This window comes from Xanthobacter sp. YC-JY1 (assembly GCF_021730305.1).
Lineage (GTDB): Bacteria > Pseudomonadota > Alphaproteobacteria > Rhizobiales > Xanthobacteraceae > Xanthobacter > Xanthobacter flavus.
The window spans coordinates 569,272-595,000 of sequence record NZ_CP032674.1 but is presented as its reverse complement, the minus strand read 5'-3'; the positions used below and the strand labels follow the sequence as shown (position 1 = coordinate 595,000).

The window sequence follows — 25,729 nt, the reverse complement described above, 5'->3', positions numbered from 1 at the left end:
CGGCACGAAAGCACGGGCGAGATCGCCGCCCGCCTCCTCGATGGCGGCGGAAAGATCGGCGCCGCTCGCCTTCAGCCACAGGGCGAAGCTCGGCTTGAGGCCGACCTCCATGCGCGCCACAGGTACGTTGAGCAGGTGGCGCGGGTCACAGGCGCCATAAGCGAGGCCGGGGCCGGCCTTCGCCTCCCGTTCCACCAGCACCACGTCGAGCCGCGCGGCAGCGACCGCCAGCGCGAACAGGGTTCCGCTGAAGCCGCCGCCGACGACCACCACGGTGGTGCGCGCGTCCCGCTGCGGTTCCGAGCCCTGCGCTTCCCAGGCATTCAGCATGGCGTTGCTCCTCGCGAGGCGGTCCGATCAGGAGGCGGAGACGCGGCGCGCCTCAGGCACAATGGCATTGCCGATGATCTCCCCGAACGGACCGCGATGATTGGTGACAACGCCCGGCGCGCCGGTTCCGGCTGCACGCGGCAGCAGCGGCAGCACGCTTTCGCCGAAACGATAGGCCTCCTCCAGGTGAGGATAGCCCGAGAGAACAAAGGTATCGACGCCCACCGCCATGTATTCCTTCAGCCGCTCGGCCACGGTCTCCGGATCGCCCACGAGGGCGGTTCCGGCGCCGCCGCGCACGAGGCCCACGCCGGCCCACAAATTGGGCGCCACTTCCAGCTTGTCGCGGCGGCCGCCATGCAGCGCGCTCATCCGGCGCTGACCTTCGGAATCCATGCGCGAGAACACCTTCTGCGCCTCGGCGATGGTCGCATCGTCCACATAGCGGATCAGGTCGTCCGCCGCCGCCCACGCCTCGGCTGCCGTATCGCGGACGATGACATGGAGGCGCACACCGAAGGTCACCTCGCGCCCCAGCGCGGCAGCGCGGGCGCGGATGTCCCGGATCTTCTCCGCCACCTGCGCCGGGGGTTCGCCCCAGGTGAGATATTTCTGCACCTGCCGCGCCGCCACATCATGGGCCGGCGCGGAGGAGCCGCCGAAGAACAAAGGCGGATGCGGCTGCTGGACCGGCGGATAGAGAAGCTTGCCGCCCTCCACCTTGAAGTGCTTGCCCTCGAAGTTCACGTCCTCGCCCTTCAGAAGGCGGGTGTAGATGTCGAGGAACTCGGCGGTGATCTCGTAGCGCTCCGCATGGTCGGCGAAGAAGCCGTCGCCTTTGTTCTCCACCGGGTCGCCGCCGGTGACGACATTGATCAGGGCGCGACCACCGGAGATGCGGTCGAGCGTCGCCGTCATGCGCGCGGCCACGGCCGGCGAGAGCAGGCCGGGGCGCACCGCCACCAGAAAGCGCAGGCGCTCGGTGAGCCCGGCAAGGGCGGAGGCCACGATCCAGCTATCCTCGCAGCTGCGGCCGGTCGGGATGAGCACGCCGAAATAGCCGAGCTGGTCCGCCGCCTGGGCGATCTGCCGGAGATAGCCGAGGCTCACCTCGCGCGCCTTGTGCGACGTGCCGAGATAGTGGCCATCCCCATGGGTGGGCAGGAACCACAGGACATTGGCTTCGGTCGCAGCGGGCAGGGTCGGATCAGCGACAGCGGACGCGGCAAAGAACGACGCGGGACTGGTCATCGACAGGCTCCAGATGGGGCCGGAAGCGTCGGGCCCACGCTCTCCGGCTTTAACTCGATAAACTTGATAGAATTTATTGACCGCCTTTGATCGGCCTGTCTATTCTTTTCTCCGATCCACCCCCTCCGGATTCCTCCGGAGGCGCGCTGGAAGGTGTTGCCCTGAGGGGCTGAACCCGCGGGCAGGACCTTTTCGCCCGCACGTTCGAAGAAGGCAGATCGATGAACGCGCACGTCGCCGCCGCCCTGAGCCAGCCGACTCACGTCGCTCCCGCTCCCGCTCCCGCCCCGGCTCCCACCCCCGCTCCCGAGCTTTCCGCCGCCTCGCTCGCCTTTCGCAGCGCGATGCGCAAGCTGGCCGGCGCCGTGAGCGTGCTTACGGTGGGCCAGGGCGACGAGCGCACCGGCCTCACCGCCACATCGGTCACCTCCCTTTCGGTGGAGCCGCCGACGCTCCTCATCTGCGTCAACCGCGCCACCTCTTCGGTCGTGCCGCTGCTGAAGGAACGCGCCTTCGCCATCAACGTGCTGCGGCCGCATCACGAGCCAGTGGCCGATCGCTTCGCCGGCAAGGGCGGCCTCAAGGGGCCGGCCCGCTATGACGGCGCCGACTGGACCCGTCTCTCCACCGGCGCGCCGGTGCTCGCCGACGCGCTCGCCGCTTTCGACTGCGAGCTGGAAGACGTCATCGAGCGGCACTCGCACCTGATCGTCATCGGCCGGGTGGTGGCCTCCCGCATCACCGAGAGCGCCGAGCCCCTCCTCTACTGGGCCGGCAGCTATCGCGGCCTCTCCTTCTGATCCCCCCATTCCAAGGAACCGAGACATGAGCACGGGCATCACGCGCCGACACTTCGCCGTCCTCGCTTCCGGCCTCGCGGGGGCGCTTGCCCTGGGCGCCGCCCCCGCGCGCGCTCAGGAAAAGGTGGTGCGCATCGGCTACCAGAAATACGGCACCCTCATCCTGCTGAAGAACAAGGGTCTGCTGGAGCCCCTCCTGAAGCCGCTCGGCTACAGCGTGAAATGGGCGGAGTTTCCGGCCGGCCCGCAGCTGCTGGAAGCGCTCAATGCCGGCGCGGTGGACTTCGGCAACACCGGCGAAGCGCCGCCCATCTTCGCCCAGGCCGCCGGCGCACCCCTCGTTTATGTGGGCTACGAGCCCGCCGCCCCGCAGGGCGAGGCCATCCTCGTGCCCAAGGACAGCCCGCTCAAGACCGTCGCCGACCTCAAGGGCAAGACGGTGGCGCTGAACAAGGGCTCCAACGTCCACTATCTCCTCGTGAAGGCGTTGGAGAAGGCGGGCGTACCCTATTCCGACATCAAGACCGCCTATCTCACCCCGGCCGACGCCCGCGCCGCCTTCGAGCGTGGCTCGGTGGACGCCTGGGCCATCTGGGACCCCTTCCAGGCGGCGGCGGAGAAGACCATCGACGCGCGCCAGCTCGCCGACGGCACCGGCATCGTCTCCAACTATCAGTTCTATCTCTCGACCAGATCCTTCGTGGATCAGGCCCCGCAGGTGGTGGACGTGCTGCTGAAGGGCGTCGCCGAGGTGGGCGCGTGGGTGAAGGCCAACCCGAAGGCCGCCGCCGCCGAATTCTCGCCGCTCATCGGCATCCCCGCCCCCATCCTGGAAGTCGCGCTTGCTCGCCAGCAGTACGACGTGAAGCCGATCACCCCCGAGGTGGCGGCGGCGCAGCAGCAGGTGGCGGACGCCTTCCTGGCCCTCGGCCTCGTCCCCAAGCCGATCCGCATCGCCGACGCCTTGCGCGCGCCGAAGTCGTGACCGGGACGCGAGGAGCCTGCCATGAGCCCGCCCGCCCAGAGTGAGGCCGCCGTTCTGCCGGCGGCGGCCGCGTCCGTCGCTACGGAACCAGCGGATGTCCGTCGCCTCGCCGGTGCCCGCGCTGCCGCGGTCGGGCGAGCGCTCCTGCCATGGGCGCTACCCCTCGGGGTGCTGGCCCTGTGGCAGGCGGCGGCCAGCCTCGGCTTTCTGTCCTCGCGGGTGCTGCCGGCGCCGAGCGACGTGGCGGTCGCCTTCTGGCGGGCGCTGGGCGACGGCTCGCTCCTCACCAATGTGGCGGTGTCGACCCGGCGGGCGCTGATCGGCCTCGCCATCGGCGGCTCCATCGGCATTGCGCTGGGGGTGCTGAACGGCATCGTGCGGCCGGCCGAGACGGCGTTCGATTCCACCATGCAGATGCTGCGCAACGTGCCGCATCTCGCCATCATCCCGCTGGTGATCCTGTGGTTCGGCATCGATGAGGAGGCGAAGATCTTCCTTGTCGCCATTGGCGTCGCCTTCCCGATCTATCTCAACACCTTCCACGGCATCCGCACGGTGGACCGCGGCCTGGTGGAGATGGCGCGGGTCTATGGCCTGTCCAGCACCGCATTGTTCTGGCGCATCGTGCTGCCGGGGGCTCTGCCCTCCGTGCTCGTGGGGCTGCGCTACGCGCTCGGCATCATGTGGCTGACGCTTATCGTCGCCGAGACCATCTCCTCCACCGAGGGCATCGGCTACATGACCATGAACGCCCGCGAGTTCCTGCAGACCGACGTGGTGGTGCTGGGCGTGCTCGCCTATGCCCTCCTCGGCAAGCTCGCCGACAGCTTCACCCGCGCCATAGAGCGCCGGGCGCTGGCCTGGCATCCCGCCTATCAGCACGGCTCGGAAGGAACGGCCTGATGGAAATCTTCGCCGCCGCCGACGCCGACGTCGCCGCAAAGGTGCGCGCCGACGAAATCCGCGCGACCTTTACGCTGCCCGAGCCGCGCGCGAGCGCCCCGCGCTGGAAGGGCGAGCCCATCCATCTTTCCGCCGTCACCAAGAGCTTCGGCGCCCGCCCCGTGCTGCGCCGGCTCGACCTTGATGTTCCGGCCGGGCAGTTCCTCGCCGTGGTCGGCCGCTCGGGCGGTGGCAAGACTACGCTCATGCGCCTGATCTGCGGGCTCGATCTCACCACGTCCGGCGAGGTGCGGGTGGGTGAAAGCCGCGTCACCGGCCTGATGCCGCAGGTGCGACTGCTGTTCCAGGATGCGCGCCTCGCGCCATGGCAGCGCGTGCTTGCCAATGTGGGCATCGCGCGCGGTCCGCACTGGCGCGAGGAGGCCCATGCGGCGCTGCGCGACGTGGGCCTCGCCGATCGGGGCCGGGACTGGCCGTCGGTCCTCTCCGGAGGACAGAAGCAGCGCGTGTCGCTGGCCCGCGCCCTGGTCTCGCGCCCCGGCGTGCTGCTGCTGGACGAGCCGTTCGGCGCCCTCGACGCCTTGACCCGTACCGAGATGCACCGTCTCACCGAGCGCATCTGGACCGAGCACGGCTTCACCGTGGTGCTCATCACCCATGATGTCGCCGAGGCGGTGGCGCTGGCGGATCGGGTGGTGGTGCTGCGGCAGGGCGAGATCGCCCTCGACGTGCCGGTGGACTTGCCCCGCCCGCGCACCGGCATCGCGTCCGCCGAGGCACTCGACCTCCAGCGGCGCATTCTCGCCGCCGTCTGAACACCCCGACAAACAAAAAGGGCGCCCGGTGACAAGCCGGGCGCCCTTTCCTTTTCTGCGACGAAGCCTCAGCGCTGGAGGCCCCAGGCGCGCACCGTGCGCTGCTCCACGAGGCGGAACAGCACTTCCACCAGAAGGCCGATCAGGATGACGGTGACGAGGCCGGCGAACACGCGGTCGGTGAGCAGCTCGTTGCGGTTGCGATAGATGAACCAGCCGAGGCCGCCCGAGCGGGAGGAGACGCCGAACACCAGCTCCGCCGCGATCAGCGTGCGCCAGGCGAAGGCCCACGCGATCTTCAGGCCCGATAACAGTGAGGGCAGCGCCGCCGGGATGAGGATGAGCGCCACATAGGCCGGCCCCTTCAGCCCGTAATTGCGGCCCACGAGACGCTGCGTCTCCGGCACCTGCTCGAAGCCGGTTAGTGCCGCGAGCGCGAACGGCCAGAGCACCGCATGCACCATCACCAGCAGCAGGCTCGCCTCGCCGAGGCCGAGCCACAACATGGCGAGGGGCAGCAGCGCGATCGCCGGCAGCGGATTGAACATGGCGGTGAGGGTGAGCAGCACTTCCTTCACGAAGGGCACGGCGATGGCCACCGAGACGAACACCAGCGCGAGGGTCAGGGCCAGCACGTAGCCCTTTATCAGCACGGTCAGCGAGGCGATGGAGGCCGGGAACAGATCCTCATGGCGCAGCGCCTCGACGAGCGCCGAGATGGTGTCGGTGAAGGTGGGAAAAAGAAGCGGGCTGTTCTGCCACGTCGCCGCCACCTGCCACAAAACAGCAAGGCCCGCGAGCACCACCAGCCGGCGCACCAAGGTGAAGCGCCAGAGGCCCGCGCCGGCCGTGGCAAGCCATTGTGCCGGCGCGGTGCGGGTCGTGGCGTGGGCCACCCGGAACAGGGCAGGTTGCCGGCTGAGATCAATGTCGGACATGGCGGGCCTCATGGTCTTGTCAGGCAGCTCACGGGTGGAGAAATGCCAATTGGTGTTCGTCAACGCGTTCCGGGCGCAGCCAACGCCCCAGATCAGAGCGTCAAAGCCGACGCCGGCAACACAACCTGATGTCGGCTTGATATTCTTCAAAAGTCTTGCGACAGTCCTGCGCGTAAATTCACATGGGGGAGTGGGGAAAAATGGGGAAAAGAAGAAATATCAGCGTATTCAGTTCCGTATTTCTGCTTTTTACATGCGCTTCTTATATTGACGTTGCGTCAGCTCAAACCGGAAAGAGCGGCGAATTCACTATCCACAACGAGACCGAGGCAAATACTGTCATCGGTTTCTATACAAATGACGGGACCGGCTGGAGCACCAACTGGCTGAGCGAGCCCGTCGGCCCCGGCGACAACGCCGCCCTCGTCTTCACCAAGACGAGCGGCCGTTGCCAGCAAACGCTGCGTGTGGGCTGGCGCGGGAAGTCGGGCGGCGAAGTGAAGGATGATCCGATCCGCATCGACATCTGCAAGGCCAGCAACGTCTACCTGCACGACAACGACATCACCTACGATTGAGCCATTGGCCGGCGGCGGAACACACACCGTCGCCGGCTCCACTCATCTCCACGGCCTTCGGCCCCTGCCCCGAACGTCAGTCATGGCGGGCTCCGTCGGCGAAGAGCAGGTCGCTCACCTCCCGCACCACGCCCTCGAAGGCCGGCGAGCCACGCTCCGCGAGGCCGAGGCCGGACGTATCGAAGCTGGCGATGGTGCGGCCGGGATGGGCGGCGAGAAGATGCAGCCGCGTGCCGATCAGCACCGCCTCGTCGATGGCATGGGTGACGAAGACGAGGGTGAAGCCCTGTTCCTCGGCCAGCCGCAGCAGATCTTCCTGAAGGGTGCGCCGGGTGAGGGCATCGAGCGCAGCGAACGGCTCATCCATCAGCAGCACGTCCGGCTCGGCGGCAAGTGCCCGGGCGATGGCGGCGCGCTGCTTCATGCCGCCGGAGAGCGTATGCGGATAGGCATCGAAGGCACGGGCGAGACCGACCTTGGCGAGGGCCGCACGCGCCCGCTCGCGAGCCTCCTTCTGCGGCACCTTGCGGGCGACGCGCAGCGGGAAGGCCACGTTGTCCGTGATGCTTTTCCACGGCAGCAGCTGGTCGAACTCCTGGAAGACCACGATGCGGTCCGGCCCTGGCCCGCGAACCTCCTTGCCGCGCAGGCTCACCGTACCGGCGGCGGGCTTCAGGAAGCCGGCCAGCGCCTTGAGGATGGAGGACTTCCCGCAGCCCGAGGGGCCGAGCAGCACGAGCCGTTCACGCGCATGGACGGTGAAGCTCACATCCTCCACCGCCCGGTGCCGACCCGCCGGACCGGCATAATCAAGGGTGATGCCGCGCGCCTCCAGCACGGCCGGGGCGGCGGGCGTCAAGGTGGGCATGGCGGCGGAAACGGGGGAGTGGACCGTCATCGCATCCCCCTCAGCTGCCCGACGCGGAATGCAGGTCCTCGAAGGTGAAGTCCTTGAAGCTCGTCGGCTTCGCCTTGATGGCCCCGATGCGGTTCATGAAATCCGCGAACTTCAGCGTGCCCAGCGGAACAAACGTGTATTGCGTGTCCGGATCGCTCAGCACTTCGGCGACGAAGGCGGGATCGAGCTTGGATTTCTCGACCTTCACATAGATGTCCGCCGCCTCCTTCTTGTTCTGCTCCACCCACTTGGTCGCTTCCTCGAAGGCTTCGAGGAAGGCCTTGTAGGTCTTCGGGTTCTCCTGCCGGAACTTGACGGTGGCGTAGGCCACCGTGGGCGTCACCGGGCCGCCGAAGATGTCGTAGGAGGAAAACACTTTGTGGATCTTCGGGTCCTTCAGCGCGTGGTTCTGGAACGGCGCGTTGGAGAGATAGCCGGTGATCTCGGTGGAGCCGGAGAGGAGGGCCGCCGTGGCGTCGGGATGGGGCAGCGTCACCATCAGCGCATCGAGCTTCTTGGCATTGCCCGGCCCGAAGGTCTGCTCGGCGGCGAGCTGGAGGATGCGCGCCTGAACCGACACGCCGGCCACCGGCATGGCGATCTTGTCCTTCTCCGTGAAGTCCTTGATTGTCTTCACGTTGGGATTGTTGGTGAGCAGATAGTTGGGCTGCGCGCCGAAGGCACCGACGATCTTCACCTCGTTGGAGGTGCCGCGGGTCTTGTCCCACAAGGTGAGGAAGGGCCCGATGCCCGCGGAGGCGATGTCGATATTGCCAGCGAGCAGCGCGTCGTTCACCGCCGAGCCGCCGGAAAGCTGGATCCAATCCACCTTGATGTCGATGCCCAGCGCCTTGCCGCGCTGCTCCACCAGCCCCTTTTCCTTCATCACATGGAAGGGCGTGTAGAGGGTGCCGAACTGCTGGGCGATGCGCAGCACGCCCTCCGCCTGAGCGGGGGCGGCGGCCAGCGCCGGCGCAAGGGCGAGAGCGGCGGCAAGGCCGAGGACGGTGCGACGGGTTTTCATCTCGAAGACCTCTCGAAGATTGCTCAGGAGACGGCGGCGAGGCGCCGCTCCGCGCTGTGGGAACCCACGGCGAATTCATTGACGATGTTGTCGGAAACCTTGCGGCGGCGGCCGTCGATGCCGAGTTCGGGGAACAGCAGTTCCGCTACCCGGTAGGCCTCTTCCAGATGCGGGTAGCCCGAGCCGATGAAGGTCTCGATGCCGATCTCCTGATATTCGCGGATGCGGGCGGCGACGCTCTTCGGGTCGCCCACCAGCGCGGTGCCTGCGCCCCGTCGCACGAGGCCGATGCCGGCCCACAGGTTCGGCGCGATTTCGAGCTTGTTGCGATCGCCCGGCTGGAGCGCGGCCATGCGCGCCTGGCCGACGGAGTCCATCTCCACCTTGAAGCGCTTCTGCGCGTTCTCGATCTGCTCGTCGGAGATGCGGGAAATGAGCCTGTCGGCGGCGGCCCAGGCTTCCGCCTCGGTCTCGCGGACGATGAAGTGGATGCGCAGGCCGAACTTCAGCTTGCGCCCGCGCTTGGCGGCGCGGGCCTGAACGTCGGCCAGCTTGTCCTTCAGGATGTGGGGCGGCTCGCCCCAGGAGAGATAGGTGGTGACATGCTCGGCCGCGACCTCGTGGCCGGCCTCGGAAGAGCCGCCGAACCACAAAGGCGGGTGGGGCTTCTGCACCACCGGGAAATCGAGCCGCCCGTGCGCGACACGATAATACTTGCCCTCGAAATCCACCGTCTTTCCGGCGACGAGATCGCGCCAGATGGTCAGGAACTCGTCCGCCTGCGCATAGCGCTCGTCATGCTCCAGGAAGATGCCGTCGGCGCCGAGCTCCGCAGGATGACCGCCCACCACCACATTGAGCAGCAGCCGGCCGTCGCTGAGACGATCGAGGGCCGCGGCCTGCCGCGCAGCGAAAGCCGGCGAGGTGACGCCCGGCCGCAGCGCCACGAGGAATTTCAAGCGCTCGGTGGCGGTGGCGAGGCCCGCGGCGGTGATCCAGCTGTCCTCGCAGCTCTGCCCGGTGGGCAGAAGCACGCCCTTGAATCCGAGCCGGTCCACCGCCTGCGCCACCTCGCGGAAATAGGCGAATTCCGGCGGCCGCTGCTGCGTTTCCGAGCCGAGATAGGAGCCATCCCCATGGGTCGGGATGAACCAGAACAGGTCGGGGGCGACAGGAGACTGGGACACGCTCATGTGGAACTCCGTTATTCCACATCAAAAAGCGGCCATCACCACACAAAGTCAATGGATTTTATGTTTTTAAAAATTGGTCGATTTTTCAATGTGATTTGAGTGGGACTGGCGGGCCCAAAGACCGACGCCGTCATGACGGCGCGAAGAAAGCCCCTGTCCACGTCGGTCAAGGCGTCCATGGCCCCGTTCAAGCTGCCTTGACCAATGCGCGGTACAACTCTAGGGAACCTCTTGGCGCCAAGGCATCCTAAGGACTGTCTTGCCGGCGGTGGGCACTGACCTCGGGCAGAGAGAGCGCGGCTCGCCCAGCACCGTCCGCAGTGTCACCTCCAGCTGCGCAAGGTTGGCACGACCGGAACAGATCGGCGGTCCGATGGCACACCCGTCCTGGGATGATAGTCACAGTCGGCGCGTCAGCGCGTTGACACTTCTTGAATCCGTTCTGCTGATGGGCATTGGCGGCCTCTGGTGCGTTGGCCTGCTGATGATCGACCGGCCGCTCCTGGCCGGGATCAATTTCGCCATGGCCGCCCTCGGGGCATGCCTGCTGGTCCTGCTGCGGCGCGGGCAGCTGCGTCTGGCGACGCTCCTCGCCGTTCACCTCGCGCCGCTCGCCGTCGCGGCGTCCTGTCTGTTCGACAACCCTCCGCTCGGCGTGCCGAAGGCGACCGTCCTGTACTTCCTGCCGATCGCAGCCGGGAGCTATTTCGCATTCCAGCGCGACGGCCTTTACCTGCGCATCGTGCTGCCGATCCTTTATTTGCTAGCCTTTGTCGCCTTCAGCCTCCTGCCGCTGGCGATCAGCGACCCAACCCTGCTCGTCCCGGCCGAGGCAGCTTCCATTGCGGCGTGGGTGAACACCGTGTTGGCCCTTATCGCCCTGGTCTTCACCCTCGGGCTGATGCACGCCGATCTCACCGACCGTCGCGGCTGGGAACACGACCTGGGGCGGGCCATCGCCCGGGGCGAGTTCCGCCTTGCCTACCAGCCGCAGGTCGATCGCAACGGCCATCTGGTGGGCGCGGAAGCGCTCGTTCGCTGGCACAGTCCCCGGCGCGGCAACGTCCCGCCCGGCCAGTTCATTCCTCTGGCGGAGGAAACCGGCCAAATCGTCGCCATCGGGGACTGGGTGCTGCGCGCCGCCTGCGCACAGCTTGCCAAGTGGAACGCGCAGCCCGGCACCGCGCACCTTACCCTCTCGGTCAACATCAGCGTCGCCCAGTTCCTGCAGCCCGACTTCGTCCGAAACGTCACCGACATCGTTACGCGGAGCGGCTGCGACGTGTCACGTCTGAAACTGGAGCTGACGGAGAGCATGCTGGCCGAGAACATGCCCGACATGGCCGCCCGCATGCAGGCTTTGTGCGACATCGGCCTCGTCTGGGCCCTCGATGACCTGGGCGCGGGCTACTCATCGCTTCAGGCTCTCGGTCAGTTTCCCTTCGCCCAGATCAAACTCGATCAGTCGTTCGTGCGCGGCCTGCCGGCGGACGAGTCGAGTCTGCGCATCGTGGAGGCCATGATTTCCCTGGCCGACACGCTCTCCCTCATGTCCGTCGCCGAGGGCGTCGAGACGGAGGAACAGTTCAGGTGCCTGGTGGAGGCCGGCTGCGAGGCATTCCAGGGCTATCTGTTCGGCCGGCCCATGGACATCGACAGCTTCGATGCGCTCATCGCGCCCGCACCGGACGCGATGGCCAGCATCATGGACGGCGGCGGCGCTCCCCACGCGCGATAGGCCGGGGCCGACGTACCGGGGTGCATTTGCCCGCGATCCTGCCTAAATGGGTGCCGTTGAGCCTTCGCTGCAAGGAGCCGCGCGCCGCCCCATGATCCGTTTCCTGCTCCGCTTCACCGGATTCTGGCTGCTCGCCGGCGGCTTTGTCGCTCTCATCGTGGATGGCACGCGCTCCATCGCGGCCTCCGGCCTCGTCTTGACCTCGGCGGGGGATGCCTGGTTCGCCTTGGCGCCGGGCAGCCTGGAGCGGGCGGAGACCTCGGCCAAGGCTGGGATGCCGGCTGTGTGGAACGCGGTGCTGCTCCCGCTCCTCTCCATGCCGGCCTTCGCGCTGCTCCTGCTCATCGGGCTGATCCTGATGGGCCTCGGCAGGGTGCGCGAGCGCTCGCGCTTCGAGATCGGCTGATCTCCCGCCCCCCTCCCCTCGCGCAAGCACGGCCGCATCCCCATATTGGGGATCCAGCGGGGATTTCCCCCTGCCCCATCCAACATCATGCCGTGGCCCCAGGGTCAGATGCCCTCCGGTCGCGAGACGAGGAGCCTGCCATGTTCTGGCTGAAGAAGTCCCTCGACCTGCCCACCGCCGCCGAGGCCCTGCCCGGCCGTGCCACCACCATCCCCACCGCCGAAGTCCACTACGTGAACGGCCATGCCCTGAAGGGTCCGTATCCGCAGGGCTTCGAGACCGCCGTGTTCGCCCTCGGCTGCTTCTGGGGCGCGGAGCGCAAGTTCTGGCAGCAGGACGGCGTTTGGGCGACGGCGGTCGGCTATGTTGCCGGCCATACGCCGAACCCGACCTATGAGGAGGTCTGCTCCGGCAAGACCGGCCATACCGAGGCGGTGCTGGTTGTGTACGACCCGGCCGTGGTGTCCTACGCCGAGTTGCTGAAGCTGTTCTTCGAGAGCCACGACCCCACCCAGGGCATGCGGCAGGGCAATGACGTGGGAACGCAATACCGTTCCGGCATCTATGCGACGAGCCCCGAGCAGCGGGCGGAGGCGGAGGCGGCGAAGGTGGCCTATGGGCCGGCGCTGAAGGCGCGGGGCTTCCCCGCCATCACCACCGAGATCGCCGATCTCGGGCCGTTCTATTTCGCCGAGGGATATCACCAGCAGTATCTGGCGAAGAACCCCAACGGTTATTGCGGCCTCGGTGGCACCGGCGTCTCCTGCCCCATCGGCACCGGCGTCGCCGCGCAGTAGGGCAAACGCGAAGCCGCGCTGACGCGCTGGGCCTCGACGGGTTTGGCGGCGCTCATGCGCCGCCTTGCCAAATCGACACGCGGCGGGCTTGAGTGGGCGCCTCTCATCTGGTCCCGATCATGCCCGCTGCTCCTTCCCGAACCCTCCTCGCGCGTGGCCACGCCCTTCACCTTGGGCCGCGCACCCTCATCATGGGCATCCTCAATGTGACGCCCGATTCCTTCTCGGACGGCGGCCGCAGCGCTGCGCCGGACGACGCCCTGGCCAATGCCCGGCGCCTCGTCGCTGAAGGCGCCGAAATCCTCGACGTGGGCGGCGAATCGACGCGGCCGGGCCATACGCCGGTCGCGGCCGAGGACGAATGGGCGCGCATCGCCCCGGTCATTCCCGCCCTCGTGGCGGAGATGGGGGTGCCGGTCTCGGTGGATACCTACAAGGCCGAGGTCGCCCGCCGCGCGTTGGAGGCAGGGGCGAGCATCGTCAACGACGTCTGGGGCTTCACCCACGATCCCGACATGGCCAAGGTCGTGGCTGATTACGATGCCGCGGCGGTGGTGATGCACAACCGCGCCGAGGTGGATGAATCCCTCGATATCATCTCGGAGATGCTGGGCTTCTTCGAGCGGGTGCTGGAGATCGCCGACCGCGCCGGCGTGAAGCGGGAAAAGCTCGTTCTCGATCCCGGCATCGGCTTCGGCAAGAGCTTCCCGCAGAACCTGGCCGCCATCCGGCGCCTGCCGGAGCTGCGCGTGCTCGGCCTGCCGATCCTCCTCGGCACATCGCGCAAGTCGCTGATCGGCAAGGTCATCCAGACAACGCCGCAGGAGCGGGTGCCGGGCACCATCGCCTCCAATGTCATCGCCATCATGGATGGGGGGGTGGAGATCATCCGTGTCCACGACGTGGCGGCCCATGTGCAGGCGGCCCGTGTGGCCGAGGCGATCCGGGACGCATCATGACCGTTGCCTATCTCTGCCTCGGCTCCAATGTCGGCGATCGCGCTGAGACCATGGCGCAGGCTCTGGCCACCCTGTGCCGCGCCGGTCTCACCCTGCGCCGCAGCTCTTCCTATTACGAGACGCCTCCCTGGGGGCCGGTGCCGCAGGGGCCCTATCTGAACCAGGTGGTGGAAGTGGACAGCCCCATCGGGCCGAAAAGCCTTCTGGCGTTGGGCCTTGAGGTCGAGCGCATGCTGGGTCGCGACCGACCCAACGAGGTGCGGTTCGGCCCGCGCCGCATCGACATCGACATTCTCCTGTTCGGCGATGAGACCGTGCGGGAGGAGGATCTCGAAATCCCCCATCCCCGCCTCATGGAGCGCGCGTTCGCGCTGGTGCCGCTCACCGAGATCGCGCCCGACATCGTGGTCGGTGGCGTCCGCGCGGCGGAGGCGCTGGCCAAGCTGGACCAGAGCGGCATCACGCGCCACGAAGACAGCGCGTCCCACGCATGAAAATGCCCCGCGCCGAGAGACGCGGGGCCGGGGCGCGAGGCCCGTCCTTGCAGGAGCGTTCGGCTCACATGGTGCGGATGTTGGTGGACCAGGTATCGACCTGGCGCTTCACCTCGTCCTTCGCATAGCCGTAGCGTTCCTGCAGCTTGCCTTCGAGAACCTCGCGGTTCCCGTTGATCTCGGTGAGGTCGTCGTCGGTAAGCTTGCCCCACTGGGCCTTCAGATTGCCCGTGAACTGCTTCCAGTTACCTTCGATGCGATCCCAGTTCATCGCGTCGTCCTCCGTATAGAGTGGAAAGATGCGACAACAACGTTCACGCTTGAACCGGAGTTCCGCTGAGTTTTACAGAATGGGGGAGAGGTGATGACCGCCGCGGTGCACGACGACGAGAAACTGGCCGCCGGCGTCGCGCGGGGAGAGAGGGCCGCGCTGGCGCGCGCCATCACCCTGGTGGAATCCCGCCGCTCGGATCATCGCCGCCGCGCCCAGGCTCTGCTCCAGGCGCTTCTGCCGAAGACAGGCCACGCCTATCGCATCGGCATCACCGGCGTGCCGGGGGTGGGCAAGTCCACCACCATCGACGCGCTCGGCACCTACCTCACCGGGCTCGGCCACCGGGTGGCGGTGCTGGCGGTGGACCCCTCCTCCACCCGCACCGGCGGCTCCATCCTCGGCGACAAGACGCGCATGGCCCGCCTCTCGGTGGACCCCGCCGCCTTCATCCGCCCCTCCCCCTCCGGCGGCACGCTGGGCGGCATCGCCGCCAAGACGCGCGAGACCATGCTCCTGTGCGAGGCCGCCGGCTTCGACGTGGTGCTGGTGGAGACGGTGGGCGTCGGCCAGTCGGAGACGGCGGTGGCCGATCTCACCGACACCTTCCTCGTGCTCATGCTGCCCGGCGCGGGCGACGAGTTGCAGGGCATCAAGAAGGGCGTGCTGGAGCTGGCGGACATCGTGGCCGTGAACAAGGCCGACGGCGACAACATCAACCGCGCCCGCGCCGCCGCCGGCGAATACCGGACCGCGCTGCACCTCCTCGGCGCGCGGGAGGCCCACTGGTCGCCGCCGGTGCTGACCTATTCCGCGCTGACCGGGGACGGAATTCCGGGCGTGTGGGAGCAGGTGGTGCTTCATCGACAGAAATGCGAGGCGGCCGGCACCTTCGCCGCCACCCGCCGGGCCCAGCAGGTGCGCTGGATGTGGACCCTGCTGAACGAGCGCCTCGCCGAGAAGGTCGCCCACGATCCCGGCGTCAAGGCGCGACTGCCGGCGCTGGAGCGGGAAGTGGCCGAAGGCGCTCTCTCGCCCGCCCTCGCGGCGGCCGAGATCGCCGGGCTCATCGGGCTTTAGGACGATGAACCGGCCGTTGCGCATCCTCGTCTGCGCCTTCGGCTCGTTCCCGGGCGTGCCGGTGAACCCCTCGCAGCAGCTCGCGGCGGATCTCCTGCGCCTGCGCCGCCCTGCGCTCTGCGGCATCCAGATCGCGCTGGAGATCCTGCCCACCCGATGGGATGCGCTGGCGCGGCTCGATGCCCGCCTCGATGCGTTCGACCCGGATGCGGTGCTGCTCCTCGGCGTCGCGGCCCGGCGCCGCCGTGTGTCCATCGAGATGCTCGCCGTCAACGCCGCCCGAGCCGCCCCCGACGCCGCCCGGCGCCATCCCCCGGCGCGCCGTCTCGCCGCCGACGGGCCGCCCCTGCTGCAGTCGCACGTCCCAGCGGGGCCGCAGGCCAACGCCCTGCGCCGGGCCGGCATCGCCGCCGTTCCGTCCCGCGATGCGGGGCGATATCTGTGCAATGCCAGCTATTTCCACGCCCTCGCCTGGGCTGCGCGACAGGGCGGACACCCGCGGCCGGTGCTGTTCGTCCACCTGCCGCGGCGCGAGGGCCGGCCGGCCGGGGTATCGCGGACGCGGATGGGGCGCGGCCTGTCTTCCATCCTTCTTGCCCTCGCCGCCGGGGCCCGGTGCCCAGTCTGACACCTAAGTCGATGGGATAGCTACAGCTTTCGCCTTGGGAAACGAACCGCTATAGGCTCGCCCACCCCCACGTACCCAAGGCCGGCCCGTGACGATTTATTTGCCTATCGCCGAGCTGCCCGTCGCCATCTTCACGATCCTCGCCATGGGCCTTGCGGTGGGCTTCATCTCCGGCATGTTCGGGGTGGGCGGCGGCTTCCTGATGACGCCGCTGCTCATCTTCACCGGCGTGCCGCCAGCGGTGGCCGTGGCCAGCGTCTCCCCCTACATGGCGGCCTCGTCCCTGTCCGGAGCCCTCTCCTACTGGCGCAAGGGCTTGGTGGATACGACGCTGGCATGGGTGCTGCTCTCTGGCGGCCTTGTCGGCACGGTATCAGGCGTCCTTCTCTTCCTCTGGCTGCGCTCCATCGGGCAGGTGGATCTCGCCATCCGCCTCTCCTACATGCTGCTGCTGGGCGCCATCGGCCTCCTGATGCTGGTGGAGAGCGTGCGCGCCATTCTCAGGGCGCGATCCGGCGCACCACCCTCCGTGCGGCGGCCGGGAACGCGCCCCGCCTTCATGCGCCTGCCGTTGAAAATGCGGTTTCGCCGCTCGCGCATTTACATCTCTGCCCTGCCCGTCATCGCCATCGGCTATGTCATCGGCCTGCTCGGTGCGGTGCTGGGCGTCGGCGGCGGCTTCATCCTGGTGCCGGCGCTGATCTATCTACTGAGGGTGCCGACCCAGACCTCGGTCGGCACCTCCCTCGTGCTCACCCTCGTCACCATGGCGGCGGCCACCGTGCTCCACGCGGTGGCCAACGGCACCGTGGATGCCGTGCTGGCGCTGGTGATGATGATCGGGGGCACGGTCGGCGCCCAGTTCGGCGCCCGCACGGGACAGACCCTGAAGGCGGAGAACCTGCGGCTGCTGCTGGGTCTCCTGGTGCTGTCGGTCGCGCTGCGGGTGGGTGCCGAGCTGGTGACCGCGCCAGGCGACACGTTCGCCGTCACCATGGTGGAGACGGTCCGATGAGCCCGCTCCACCCCAGCGCTGGAGCCGGACCGGCATGGTTCCTTCGGTTCGCCTTCCTTACCCTGGCGCTGCTGGCGAGTTTCGTCACCGCGCCGGCGCGCGCGGATCGGCTGGTGCTTTCCGTCTCGCAGCAGACGGTCAGCATCTCCTCCAGCTTCTCCGGCGCGGAGCTTGTCCTGTTCGGCGTCGCCGAGGCCACCGATGGCGCCCCAATCGATGACGCGCCCGACGTGGTCGTCACCGTGCGCGGGCCCGCGGAGGATTTCACCACCTGGCGCAAGGCCCAGGTGCTCGGCCTGTGGGTGAACACCGACAGCCGCACCTTCATCGGCGTGCCGGCCTTTCTGACCGTGCTGTCGAACCGTCCGACGGACGAGATGGCGAGCCTCGCGATCCTGCGCCGGGAGCAGATCGGGCTCGCGCGCAACATCTTCGTCCAGCGGGTGAGCGGCGACTTCGCCGACGTCGTGCCTTCCGACCCCTTCCGGGCCGCCTTTCTCCGCCTGCAGTCGGCGCACGGGCTCTACGAGGAGAACCCAAAGGGCGTCACCTTCCTTGCGCCCCGCGTCTTCCGCGCCGAGGTCCGGATCCCCGGCGCCGCGCCCATCGGCGCGTATCAGATCGAGGTGAAGCTGCTGCGAAACGGGCTGATTTCCGCAACGGAACAGGCCACGTTCGAGGTGCGGAAGATCGGGTTCGAGCAACGCGTAGCAGAGTTCGCCCTCAACGATGCGTTGCTATATGGACTGGCCGTGGCCCTAGGCAGTCTGATTGTAGGCTTCATCGCCAACATATTGTTCCGCAAGGAATGAGCTGTGAAGAGCGGGCATCCGATGCGCTTTGGTATGCAACCTGTGCGAAGATCAACAGAAGGATGCGAATACCAACACGCAAATTTAAAACTGTTCTAACATTTTTTCCTTGAATCTGCTTCCATCCCCGTCCACACAGAGACGACGATAGATAAAATACTATAATACCTTCCGAAAGGCATTTGCGGCGCTCGCGCGCGGCCTGGAGGACGTGCTTCGGGTGCCAAGCCCTGACCGGCGCCCGTAGGGGACGGGGTGGCGCACTCGCGCCGCCCCGAACCCCTTTACCACCCGACACCCTCTCGTCGTGCCAGTGCCGCACCCAACCCGGCCCGCTCTCGGAGGCGCGCCGGAGTCTCCGATGGCGTTGCAATCCCATCGGCCCGTGCTCTAGGAACGTCCAAGCCACCGGCAATCGTCGGCAGGCAAGGAGCCGCGCCCGCAAGGAGCGACGGCGGGAGCAGGGAGACGACCTTGGCCGGTAGCATCGCCATCACCGTCGAGGGGGGCATCGCCCGCCTTGCGCTGACCAATCCCGAGCGCCGCAATGCCATCTCCAGCACCATGTGGCGTGCGCTCTCCGCCTTCGCCCAGGAGGCGGCCCGGCGAACGGACATCCGCGTGGCGGTGCTGCGCGGCGCCGGCGACCTCGCATTCTCCGGCGGGGCCGACATCTCGGACTTCGACAGCGCCCGCTCGGATGCCTCCGGTGCGCAGAGCTATGATGATCTGGTGGAGCAGGCGTGCTCCGCCATCGAGGGCCTGGCCTTCCCGACGGTCGCCGTGATCCGCGGCGCCTGCGTCGGCGCGGGGGCCGCGCTGGCGGCGAGCTGCGACATGCGGATCGCCGCCGACGACGCCTTCTTTGCCATTCCCGCGGCGCGCCTCGGCCTCGGCTACGATCCCCGCGGCCTCGGCCGGGTGCTCAGGGCCTTCGGTAGCCAAGGTGCGCGCCAGTTGTTCTTCACCGCCGACCGCCTGCCGGCCGAGCGCGCTTACATGACCGGCGCAGTCGACCTCATCGCCCCGGCGGCCGAAGTGGACGCGCTGGCCGAGCGCACGCTCCACCGCATTGCCGAGAATGCCCCCCTGACGCTCAAGGCCGCAAAGCTCGCCATCCGCGCGGCGGAAAGCGGCAGCCAATCGCTCACCGGCGAGGCAAAGCGCGCCACCGCCCTTGCCAATGCCAGCTCCGACTATCGCGAAGGCCGCCTCGCCTTCTCCGAAAAGCGGGCGCCCCGGTTCTCGGGCAGCTGACGCGGCTCTGGCTCACCAGCCGACGCGCGAGGGTCGGCTGGATCTGGGAGCATGGGCAGCGCTGATGGGCACGGCTCAAGCGGGATACGCCTGGGCCGGCCTCGTCATTTCCCCTGCGCCTTGAGGCGCGTATTGCAGGCACTCCAGTATTTGGGCCAGGTCTGGCCGGAGGGAATCTTCCCCGCAGCCTTCGCCGCGCGCCACTCTGCGCCGCAGGCCTCCTGACGCTGGTGCGCAGCGGTCGCCCCGGCCGAGGGCTTCGCACCCGGCTTGGCCGCAGTCCCGGCACCCGTGGCGGCTGGAGCAGTCGCTGCCGGCTTGGCTGGCGTCGAGGCCGCCGGCGCGGTGGTCGCAGGAGTCGTGGCGGCAGGAGTCGTAGTCGTTGCAGCCGGCGGCGTGGTTGCGGCCGGCTTGGTCGTGGCGGGTGCCGTCGTTCCCTGCGCGAAACCAGGGGCGGCGAAAGCGGCGGCGAACGTCAAGGCGAGGATGGCAGTACGTGCACGCATGGTGCAGGCCTCCAAAGGGGCCGCGCAAAGCGGCGCGGCACACGGTCCGGTCGCGGACACAACGTCAGCACGCCATGCGACAACGGCAAAATCGCGGCGCAAATGCTTGATGACGCTACGTAATTTCACACCCATGCACAGCTGCCGAGCCGCCTTTGTGCCGGGCGCATCAACCACTGCGCCCGGCTCCCTCCATTAGCATCGGCAATCACACGCCCATCCGTGGACATGCGCCCCCCACGCCTATATGTTCCGCCGCCGCGTTGGGGCGTAGCCAAGTGGTAAGGCAGGGGATTTTGATTCCCCCATTCCCTGGTTCGAATCCAGGCGCCCCAGCCACCGCGACGCCTCCCCCTACGCCCAGCCTTCCAGTACGATCTTGCCGATGGAGCGCCCGCTCTCCAGCGCGAGGTGGGCGCGCCTGAGGTTGTCCGGGGTTATGGGGCCGAAATGGGCGCCGAGGGTGGTGCGCAGGAGGCCTTCGTCCACCAGTCCGGCGACTTCGGAGAGGATGCGGTGCTGGGCGTCCATGTCCGGGGTCTCGAACATGGAGCGCGTGAACATGGACTCCCAGGCGAGCGCTCCGCTCTTGGGCTTCAGAAGGCTGGCGTCGAGCGCGGCAGGATCGTCGATGACGCAGATGGCGCCCTGGGGCACCAGCGCCTCGACCAGCTGCGGCCAGTGCTGGTGGGTGCCGGTGATGCTGAAGATGCGGTGCGCGCCGCCAAGGCCGAGCGCCTTCAGCTCGCCCGCGAGCGGCTTGGTGTGGTCGATCACATGGTCGGCGCCCAGTTCCTTCACCCAGGCGATGCTCTCGGGGCGGGAGGCGGTACCGACGATGGTGGCGGAGGCGAGCCGGCGTGCCAGCTGCACCGCCATGGAGCCGACGCCTCCGGCGGCGCCGACGATCAGCAGCACCGTCTTGTCGTCGGCAACGCCGCGCGGCAGGCGCAGGCGGTCGAACAGGCTCTCATAGGCCGTGAGCGCGGTGAGCGGCAGGGCAGCGGCTTCGGCAAAGGAGAGGGTTCGCGGCTTGCGCGCGGCGATGCGAGCATCCACCAGATGGAGCTCGGCATTGGTTCCGGGCCGGGTGATGGCACCCGCATAATAGACCTCGTCGCCCACCGCGAACGACCCGGCATCGGCGCCCACCGCCTCCACCACGCCGGCCGCATCCCAGCCGAGGATCACCGGCGCCTCGGCCGTCCCCTGGCGGCGCATGCGAACCTTCGTATCCACCGGATTGACCGAGATGGCCTTCACCCGCACCAGCAGGTCGCGCGGGCCCGGAACGGGGTTCGGCGCCTCGAAGGCGAACAGAGCATCCGGACTGTCGGCGGGACGGGAGGCAACGTAACCGATGGCCTTCATGACGATCTCTCTCGAAGCTGGCGCAGGGCGCGCCGGTGTCCCCTAATCTTGATCGTCCGGCGCGCGGCGCAAGACGGCACAATCGGGTGGGCTGGTATCAGTCATGATACGCCGTGTGGCGTGGGCGATCGCCCTCCGCCATACTTCGCCGCCACAATGGCGGTTGGAGGGACGAGCATTGGCAAGGCGCCACGTGACCTATCCGGGAACGGGATGTCCCGTCGAGGCGGCGCTGGCGCTGATCGGCGCCAAATGGAAGGGCGCGACCCTCCATCACCTCATGGGCGGCGAGCTGCGTTTCTCCGAGCTGCGCCGGAGGATGCCGAACGTGACCCAACGCATCCTCTCCAAGGCGCTGCGGGAACTGGAGGCGGACGGGCTGGTGCTGCGCCGGGTCTATCCCACCGTGCCGCCGCAAGTCGGCTACCGGCTCACGCAGAAGGGCGAGGCCCTGCGCGACGTCGTCGAGGCGCTGGCCGATTTCGGGCGCGGCCATCTGCAGGGCGCGGCCTGCCCGTTTCCCGACGCCGGGCATGTGATGGCGGCCGAATAGCGCCAAGGCGCGCCGCTTCGCCGCGCGCGCCGGTTCCGGGAAATTCGGCTAGTGTCGGGCCATGCCCCGTCCGTACCATCATGGCCCGCCCTCGGATCATTTCGACGGCACGCGCTTCTTCAATCCCGACCACCCCTCCACCGACAAGAGCCTGAAGGATCTTCTCGCCTGGCGCCGCGCCAAGCGGGAGGAAGAGCCCGCGCCCGTGGGCTGGCCAGCCGAGCGGCCAATCCCGATGCGGCAGGAGACGCCGCCTCCGCGCGTCTGGTCCGGCATCCGCGTCACCATGGTCGGGCACGCCAGCGTGCTCATTCAGGTGGCGGGCCTGAACATCCTCACCGATCCGGTCTGGTCGGAGCGCGCAGGCCCGCTCCGCTTTCTGGGGCCGAAGCGGCACAATCCTCCCGGCATCGCCTTCACGGCCCTGCCGCCGATTGACTGGGTGCTGCTCAGCCACAACCACTACGACCACATGGATCTTGCGACGCTGCGTCGCCTCCAGCGCACCCACCGCCCGCGCGTGCTGACGCCGCTCGGCAACGACAAGATCCTGCGCCCACGGCTCAAGGCCCTCGATATCACCACCGGCGACTGGGGCGCACGCTTTGATCTCGGCGCGGGCGTGGAGGCGATCCTCCATCCCGCCAACCACTGGTCCGCGCGGGGCATAAGGGACCGACGGTTCGCCCTGTGGGCCGGCTTCGTGCTGGCGACGCCGGAGGGGCTGATCTATTTCGCCGGCGATACGGGCTACGGCACCGGCGCCATCTTCCGGTCGGTCAAAAGCGCGTTCGGCGCGCCGCGCGTGGCGCTGATCCCCATCGGCGCCTATGAGCCGCGCTGGTTCATGGCGCCCCAGCACACAAATCCCGAGGAGGCCGTGCGCATCCTGGAGGATACCGGCGCCACCCAGGGCCTCGGCATCCACTGGGGCACGTTCCGCCTCACGGACGAGGGGCAGGATGCGCCGAAGCGGGCACTCGGCGAGGCGCTCGACGCCGCCGGGATCGCGCGGCACCGCTTTCTGCCGCTGCACCCCGGACAGGTGTGGGACGCGCCCGGCGTCTAGCCGAGCGCCTGTTCCAGCCGGTCGGCGATGGTCTTCAGCACCTTGACCCGGCCGTAGCGCTTGTCTTCGGATTCCACCAGCGTCCACGGGGCGATGCGGGTGGAAGTGCGATCCACCATCTCGGTCACGGCCGCCTCGTAGAGCGGCCATTTCTCCCGGTTACGCCAGTCCTCGGGGGTCAGCTTGAAGCGCTTGTAGGCGACGGTCTCGCGCTCCTCGAAGCGACGCGCCTGCTCCTGCTGGCTGATGGCCAGCCAGAACTTCACCACCACATAGTTCGCCGCCGAGAGCTGGGCCTCGAAATCGTTGATCTCGCCATAGGCGCGGCCCCAGTCGTCCGGTCCGCACAGGCGCTCCACCCGCTCGACCAGCACGCGGCCATACCAGGATCGGTCGAAGATGGCGGTGCGCCCATGGGTCGGGATGTGCCGCCAGAAGCGCCAGAGATAGGGCCGCGCGCGTTCCTCGTCGGTGGGGGCGGCGATGGGGTGGACGCGGAAGTGCCGGGGATCGAGCGCTCGCCGCAGCCGCATGATGGTGGAGCTCTTGCCGGCCGCATCCGAACCTTCGAAGGCCACCACCAGTCCCGCATCGGCGAAGCGCGGGGAATTGGTGAGGCGGGTGATGCGGCTCTGCTCCTGCGCCAGCTGGCGATCGTAATCGTCCTCGTCGAGGGACTTGGAGAGGTCGAGGGTCGAGAGGATGGAGAAGGTCGGCAGCGTCGAGGGCAGCTGCGTCGGGTTGGGCGCGAGGGGCTGAGGCGCCGGCTCCGGCTCGGCGGCCATGGACCGCAGCTTCTCCAGCAGCAGGCTGCCGGCCATGGCGTCGCGATACTCCTCGTCGGCAGCCGGCACCACATGCCAGGGCGACGTTTCGGTGGAGGTGGCCCGGGCGGCGTCCTCGGAGATGGCGAGCAGCCGCTTGCGCGGGCCGGAGCCCTTCAGCTCCTCCCACTCCCGCACGACCGGGCGCTGCCATTCGCCCTTGGTGACACCCTTGAGGCGGGTGCGCGCCTCCTCCGGGTCGAGATAGAGCCAGATCTTGAGCAGGCTCACGCCTTCGGCGTGGAGCATGGCCTCGAAGCGCTGGATATCCTCCAGCGCCGCCATGAAGTCACCGCGCTTCATCTCGTCCAGCGCCCGCTTGCAGAGGGGCGCGTGGTACCAGGAGCCGAGCATGATGCCGATCTGGCCGAAGGGCGGCAGCTCGCGCCAGTATTTCCACATGGCCGGGCGGTCTTCCCGCGCGCAGGGCATGTCGAAGGTCAGCGTCTGGAGCTTGCGCACGTCCAGCCAGCCGTAGAGGCGGTTCAGCACCGCGCCCTTGCCGGCGCCGTCGGGGCCGTGGATGAGGACGATGAGGCTGCGCCGCTTCTGCTCGATGAGCTGGAACTGCGCGGTGAGCAGATCCTCGCGCAGGCTGGGTTCCATGGCCTTGAAGGCGGCCTTGTCGAGATGATGCGCGAACGTCGCGGATTCGAACATGCCGCCTCTCCTCGTGCCGGGAGAGGCAGCGTGTACGACCGCTCAGGCCGATGCAACCTTCTGGGTGGCGGCGGACGGCACCTTCACCCACGCCTCGCCATCCAGCACCACCTCGCCCTTCACGGTGCAGATGCAGGAGAGCCGCGCGCGGAAGCGCTCGGGGATCAGCTCCACCACGCGCACTTCCACCTCCACCGTGTCGTCGATGCGCACGGGGGCACGGAAGTTCAGCGTCTGGGAGATGTAGACCGCGCCCGGACCCGGAAGACGGGTACCAAGTACGGCGGAGATCAGGCTCGCCGTATAAAGACCGTGTGCGATCCGGCCGCCGAAGGGCGTGCGCGCGGCGAAATGCTGGGACAGATGGATGGGATTGCGGTCGCCGGTGAGTTCGGCGAAGCCAACGATGTCGGAGGAAGACACCGTCTTCGACATGCGCTCGATGCGCCCAACCGTCAGGTCTTCAAAAAAGAGGTTCTGCAATTCGAGGAACATGGGCGCGCTTCCGTTATGCTTGTCGGGGCGCGCACTCTAGAAGCCAGCCGCACGGGTGGAAAGTCGGCCGAAATGGTAAGCTGGAACGTCGCAGGGGCGGCGGACCAGAGCAGAGGCGGCGTCAGGCCGCCTCCCCCTTGAGCTTGCGCATCAGCTCTTCCAGCTCCGCGCTCTTCTCCGCCGGCAACACCACGTTCACCCGCGCCAGCAGGTCGCCGTGGCCGCCTGTCGCATTGGGCAGGCCCTTGCCGCGCAGGCGGAAAGTGCGCCCGCCGGAGGTCCAGGCCGGGATGGCGAGTTCCACGGCGCCGGTGAGCGTCGGCACCCGCACCTTGGCCCCAAGCACCGCATCGGCGAGCGGCACGTCCAGAGACTGCCTGAGATCGTCGCCATCACGCTCGAACAGCGGATGCGTGGCATAGGAGATGGTTACGTAGGCATCGCCGGCCGGGCCGCCCATGGGGCTCGGCTCGCCCTGCCCCTTCAGGCGCATCCGGTGCCCCTCGCGGGTGCCGGGGGCGATCTTGATGTCGATCTGCTTGCCGTTGGGCAGGCCGACACGCTTCGACGCTCCTTGCGTCGCCTCCTCGAAGGAGACGGGAAGCGTGATTTCCATGTCGGCGCCCGGCTGGGGCGCAAAGCCGCCACCGGCGGACCGGCGCTGCCGGCCGAAGCCGAAGATGTCGCCGATATCCTCGAACCCGCCACCACCACCACGGGACGTGCGCCGGGCCCCCTCGGGACCGAAGGAGAAGCTCTCGAAAATCGTGTCGCCGTCGAAGCCGGAAAAGCCACCGGGGCCGCGCCGGGGGCCGCCACCGCCGAAGCCGGTGAATTCCGGCGCGCGCGGCTTGCCCTCCGCGTCGATCTCGCCGCGGTCGTACTGGCCCCGTTTCTCCTTGTCGGAGAGAATCTCGTGCGCCGTGTTCAGCTCGGCGAAGCGGTCCTGGGCCTTGGGATCGGACGCATTGGCGTCCGGGTGGAGCTTCTTCGCGAGCTTGCGATAGGCGCGCTTGATCTCTGCCTCGTCGGCGGTCTTGGAAATACCGAGGACGTCGTAGGGATCACGCATGAATTGT

Annotated in this window: 28 protein-coding genes and 1 tRNA gene (1 of these 29 cut by a window edge); 18 read left to right on the top strand and 11 right to left on the bottom strand. The window is 68.1% G+C overall.

All coding sequences use genetic code 11. The features are described 5' to 3' along the window. Nucleotides 1-330: the start of an FAD/NAD(P)-binding protein gene (locus D7006_RS02815; protein WP_237355465.1), read on the bottom strand. 1,155 nt of this gene lie to the left of the window's left edge; the window shows 330 of its 1,485 coding nt (coding positions 1-330); its start codon is at nt 328-330; its stop codon lies beyond the left edge, outside the window. Between the two features lie 27 nt (nt 331-357). After that, nucleotides 358-1,581, bottom strand: a complete 1,224-nt coding sequence (ssuD, locus tag D7006_RS02810) for an FMNH2-dependent alkanesulfonate monooxygenase (protein ID WP_237355464.1) — start codon at nt 1,579-1,581, stop codon at nt 358-360. 221 nt (nt 1,582-1,802) lie between these two features. On the opposite strand from ssuD (D7006_RS02810), the gene D7006_RS02805 reads away from it, so the two are divergent. The 4 genes from D7006_RS02805 to D7006_RS02790 are packed head-to-tail and all read left to right on the top strand — an operon-like array spanning nt 1,803 to nt 5,084. Further along, nucleotides 1,803-2,381, top strand: coding sequence for a flavin reductase family protein (locus tag D7006_RS02805; protein ID WP_237355463.1), 579 nt, complete (start codon nt 1,803-1,805; stop codon nt 2,379-2,381). Between the two features lie 25 nt (nt 2,382-2,406). Then, a complete protein-coding gene (locus D7006_RS02800) occupies nt 2,407-3,366 on the top strand; it encodes a sulfonate ABC transporter substrate-binding protein (RefSeq protein ID WP_237355462.1) in 960 nt (319 codons plus the stop codon). A 21-nt stretch (nt 3,367-3,387) separates the two neighbouring features. Next, the gene (gene ssuC, locus D7006_RS02795; RefSeq protein WP_237355461.1) at nt 3,388-4,269 is read left to right on the top strand and encodes an aliphatic sulfonate ABC transporter permease SsuC; all 882 of its coding nucleotides are present in this window, start codon (nt 3,388-3,390) and stop codon (nt 4,267-4,269) included. Continuing rightward, the gene (locus D7006_RS02790) at nt 4,269-5,084 is read left to right on the top strand and encodes an ATP-binding cassette domain-containing protein (protein ID WP_237355460.1); all 816 of its coding nucleotides are present in this window, start codon (nt 4,269-4,271) and stop codon (nt 5,082-5,084) included. The genes ssuC and D7006_RS02790 overlap by 1 nt, the downstream gene beginning before the upstream one ends. Before the next feature lie 68 nt (nt 5,085-5,152). Here D7006_RS02790 and D7006_RS02785 read toward each other — a convergent pair whose 3' ends face one another. Further along, nucleotides 5,153-6,022, bottom strand: coding sequence for an ABC transporter permease (locus D7006_RS02785; protein ID WP_237355459.1), 870 nt, complete (start codon nt 6,020-6,022; stop codon nt 5,153-5,155). Nucleotides 6,023-6,204: 182 nt separating this feature from the next. Here D7006_RS02785 and D7006_RS02780 point away from each other — a divergent pair, with 182 nt between their 5' ends. Next, the gene (locus D7006_RS02780) at nt 6,205-6,600 is read left to right on the top strand and encodes a hypothetical protein (RefSeq protein ID WP_237355458.1); all 396 of its coding nucleotides are present in this window, start codon (nt 6,205-6,207) and stop codon (nt 6,598-6,600) included. 76 nt (nt 6,601-6,676) lie between these two features. Here the strand turns inward: D7006_RS02780 and D7006_RS02775 are convergent, their stop codons facing one another. The 3 genes from D7006_RS02775 to ssuD (D7006_RS02765) are packed head-to-tail and all read right to left on the bottom strand — an operon-like array spanning nt 6,677 to nt 9,715. Further along, the gene (locus D7006_RS02775) at nt 6,677-7,498 is read right to left on the bottom strand and encodes an ABC transporter ATP-binding protein (protein ID WP_237355457.1); all 822 of its coding nucleotides are present in this window, start codon (nt 7,496-7,498) and stop codon (nt 6,677-6,679) included. A 10-nt stretch (nt 7,499-7,508) separates the two neighbouring features. Next, nucleotides 7,509-8,522 carry an ABC transporter substrate-binding protein gene (locus D7006_RS02770; RefSeq protein ID WP_237355456.1) on the bottom strand — a complete coding sequence of 338 codons (1,014 nt, stop codon included), beginning with the start codon at nt 8,520-8,522 and terminating at the stop codon, nt 7,509-7,511. Between the two features lie 23 nt (nt 8,523-8,545). Then, nucleotides 8,546-9,715, bottom strand: coding sequence for an FMNH2-dependent alkanesulfonate monooxygenase (gene ssuD, locus D7006_RS02765; protein WP_237355455.1), 1,170 nt, complete (start codon nt 9,713-9,715; stop codon nt 8,546-8,548). 421 nt (nt 9,716-10,136) lie between these two features. On the opposite strand from ssuD (D7006_RS02765), the gene D7006_RS02760 reads away from it, so the two are divergent. The 5 genes from D7006_RS02760 to folK all read left to right on the top strand — a co-directional run bounded on the left by D7006_RS02760 (nt 10,137) and on the right by folK (nt 14,109). Then, a complete protein-coding gene (locus tag D7006_RS02760; RefSeq protein WP_237355454.1) occupies nt 10,137-11,453 on the top strand; it encodes a bifunctional diguanylate cyclase/phosphodiesterase in 1,317 nt (438 codons plus the stop codon). A 91-nt stretch (nt 11,454-11,544) separates the two neighbouring features. After that, nucleotides 11,545-11,859 (top strand): hypothetical protein, encoded by a 315-nt coding sequence (locus tag D7006_RS02755; protein ID WP_237355453.1) that lies wholly within the window; start codon nt 11,545-11,547, stop codon nt 11,857-11,859. A gap of 140 nt (nt 11,860-11,999) precedes the next feature. Then, on the top strand, nt 12,000-12,656 hold the full coding sequence (msrA, locus tag D7006_RS02750) for a peptide-methionine (S)-S-oxide reductase MsrA (protein WP_237355452.1): 657 nt from the start codon (nt 12,000-12,002) through the stop codon (nt 12,654-12,656). A 119-nt stretch (nt 12,657-12,775) separates the two neighbouring features. Beyond that, on the top strand, nt 12,776-13,615 hold the full coding sequence (gene folP, locus D7006_RS02745; protein ID WP_237355451.1) for a dihydropteroate synthase: 840 nt from the start codon (nt 12,776-12,778) through the stop codon (nt 13,613-13,615). After that, nucleotides 13,612-14,109, top strand: coding sequence for a 2-amino-4-hydroxy-6-hydroxymethyldihydropteridine diphosphokinase (folK, locus tag D7006_RS02740; protein ID WP_237355450.1), 498 nt, complete (start codon nt 13,612-13,614; stop codon nt 14,107-14,109). Before folP ends, folK begins: the two co-directional genes overlap by 4 nt. A gap of 64 nt (nt 14,110-14,173) precedes the next feature. Here folK and D7006_RS02735 read toward each other — a convergent pair whose 3' ends face one another. Next, entirely contained in the window at nt 14,174-14,380 is a 207-nt protein-coding gene (locus D7006_RS02735; protein ID WP_168457651.1) for a CsbD family protein, read from the bottom strand. A 93-nt stretch (nt 14,381-14,473) separates the two neighbouring features. Here D7006_RS02735 and meaB point away from each other — a divergent pair, with 93 nt between their 5' ends. The 6 genes from meaB to D7006_RS02705 all read left to right on the top strand — a co-directional run bounded on the left by meaB (nt 14,474) and on the right by D7006_RS02705 (nt 20,017). Continuing rightward, nucleotides 14,474-15,460: a methylmalonyl Co-A mutase-associated GTPase MeaB gene (gene meaB / locus D7006_RS02730; RefSeq protein ID WP_237355449.1), complete on the top strand. Its 987-nt coding sequence runs from the start codon at nt 14,474-14,476 to the stop codon at nt 15,458-15,460. A gap of 4 nt (nt 15,461-15,464) precedes the next feature. Next, on the top strand, nt 15,465-16,088 hold the full coding sequence (locus tag D7006_RS02725; RefSeq protein WP_237355448.1) for a peptidase C15: 624 nt from the start codon (nt 15,465-15,467) through the stop codon (nt 16,086-16,088). A gap of 88 nt (nt 16,089-16,176) precedes the next feature. Further along, nucleotides 16,177-17,103: a sulfite exporter TauE/SafE family protein gene (locus D7006_RS02720; protein ID WP_169124748.1), complete on the top strand. Its 927-nt coding sequence runs from the start codon at nt 16,177-16,179 to the stop codon at nt 17,101-17,103. Further along, nucleotides 17,100-17,915 (top strand): TIGR02186 family protein, encoded by an 816-nt coding sequence (locus D7006_RS02715; protein ID WP_237355447.1) that lies wholly within the window; start codon nt 17,100-17,102, stop codon nt 17,913-17,915. Before D7006_RS02720 ends, D7006_RS02715 begins: the two co-directional genes overlap by 4 nt. A 474-nt stretch (nt 17,916-18,389) precedes the next feature. Next, complete coding sequence (locus D7006_RS02710) at nt 18,390-19,172, top strand: enoyl-CoA hydratase-related protein (protein WP_237355446.1); 783 nt, start codon at nt 18,390-18,392, stop codon at nt 19,170-19,172. Between the two features lie 770 nt (nt 19,173-19,942). Continuing rightward, nucleotides 19,943-20,017, top strand: a tRNA-Gln gene (locus D7006_RS02705). Nucleotides 20,018-20,032: 15 nt separating this feature from the next. Here the strand turns inward: D7006_RS02705 and D7006_RS02700 are convergent. Next, nucleotides 20,033-21,049 carry a zinc-binding alcohol dehydrogenase family protein gene (locus D7006_RS02700; protein WP_237355445.1) on the bottom strand — a complete coding sequence of 339 codons (1,017 nt, stop codon included), beginning with the start codon at nt 21,047-21,049 and terminating at the stop codon, nt 20,033-20,035. Between the two features lie 178 nt (nt 21,050-21,227). On the opposite strand from D7006_RS02700, the gene D7006_RS02695 reads away from it, so the two are divergent. Together D7006_RS02695 and D7006_RS02690 are read left to right on the top strand one after the other, a co-directional pair. Continuing rightward, nucleotides 21,228-21,602, top strand: coding sequence for a helix-turn-helix domain-containing protein (locus tag D7006_RS02695; protein ID WP_237355444.1), 375 nt, complete (start codon nt 21,228-21,230; stop codon nt 21,600-21,602). A gap of 61 nt (nt 21,603-21,663) precedes the next feature. Then, nucleotides 21,664-22,671 (top strand): MBL fold metallo-hydrolase, encoded by a 1,008-nt coding sequence (locus D7006_RS02690; protein WP_237355443.1) that lies wholly within the window; start codon nt 21,664-21,666, stop codon nt 22,669-22,671. Here the strand turns inward: D7006_RS02690 and pap are convergent. The 3 genes from pap to D7006_RS02675 all read right to left on the bottom strand — a co-directional run bounded on the left by pap (nt 22,668) and on the right by D7006_RS02675 (nt 25,722). Beyond that, complete coding sequence (gene pap / locus D7006_RS02685; RefSeq protein ID WP_237355442.1) at nt 22,668-24,155, bottom strand: polyphosphate:AMP phosphotransferase; 1,488 nt, start codon at nt 24,153-24,155, stop codon at nt 22,668-22,670. The two genes, D7006_RS02690 and pap, sit on opposite strands and share 4 nt — an antisense overlap. A 42-nt stretch (nt 24,156-24,197) precedes the next feature. Further along, nucleotides 24,198-24,650, bottom strand: a complete 453-nt coding sequence (locus D7006_RS02680) for a MaoC family dehydratase (protein WP_029555753.1) — start codon at nt 24,648-24,650, stop codon at nt 24,198-24,200. Between the two features lie 121 nt (nt 24,651-24,771). Further along, nucleotides 24,772-25,722, bottom strand: coding sequence for a DnaJ C-terminal domain-containing protein (locus tag D7006_RS02675; RefSeq protein WP_237355441.1), 951 nt, complete (start codon nt 25,720-25,722; stop codon nt 24,772-24,774). Nucleotides 25,723-25,729: the final 7 nt, after the last annotated feature.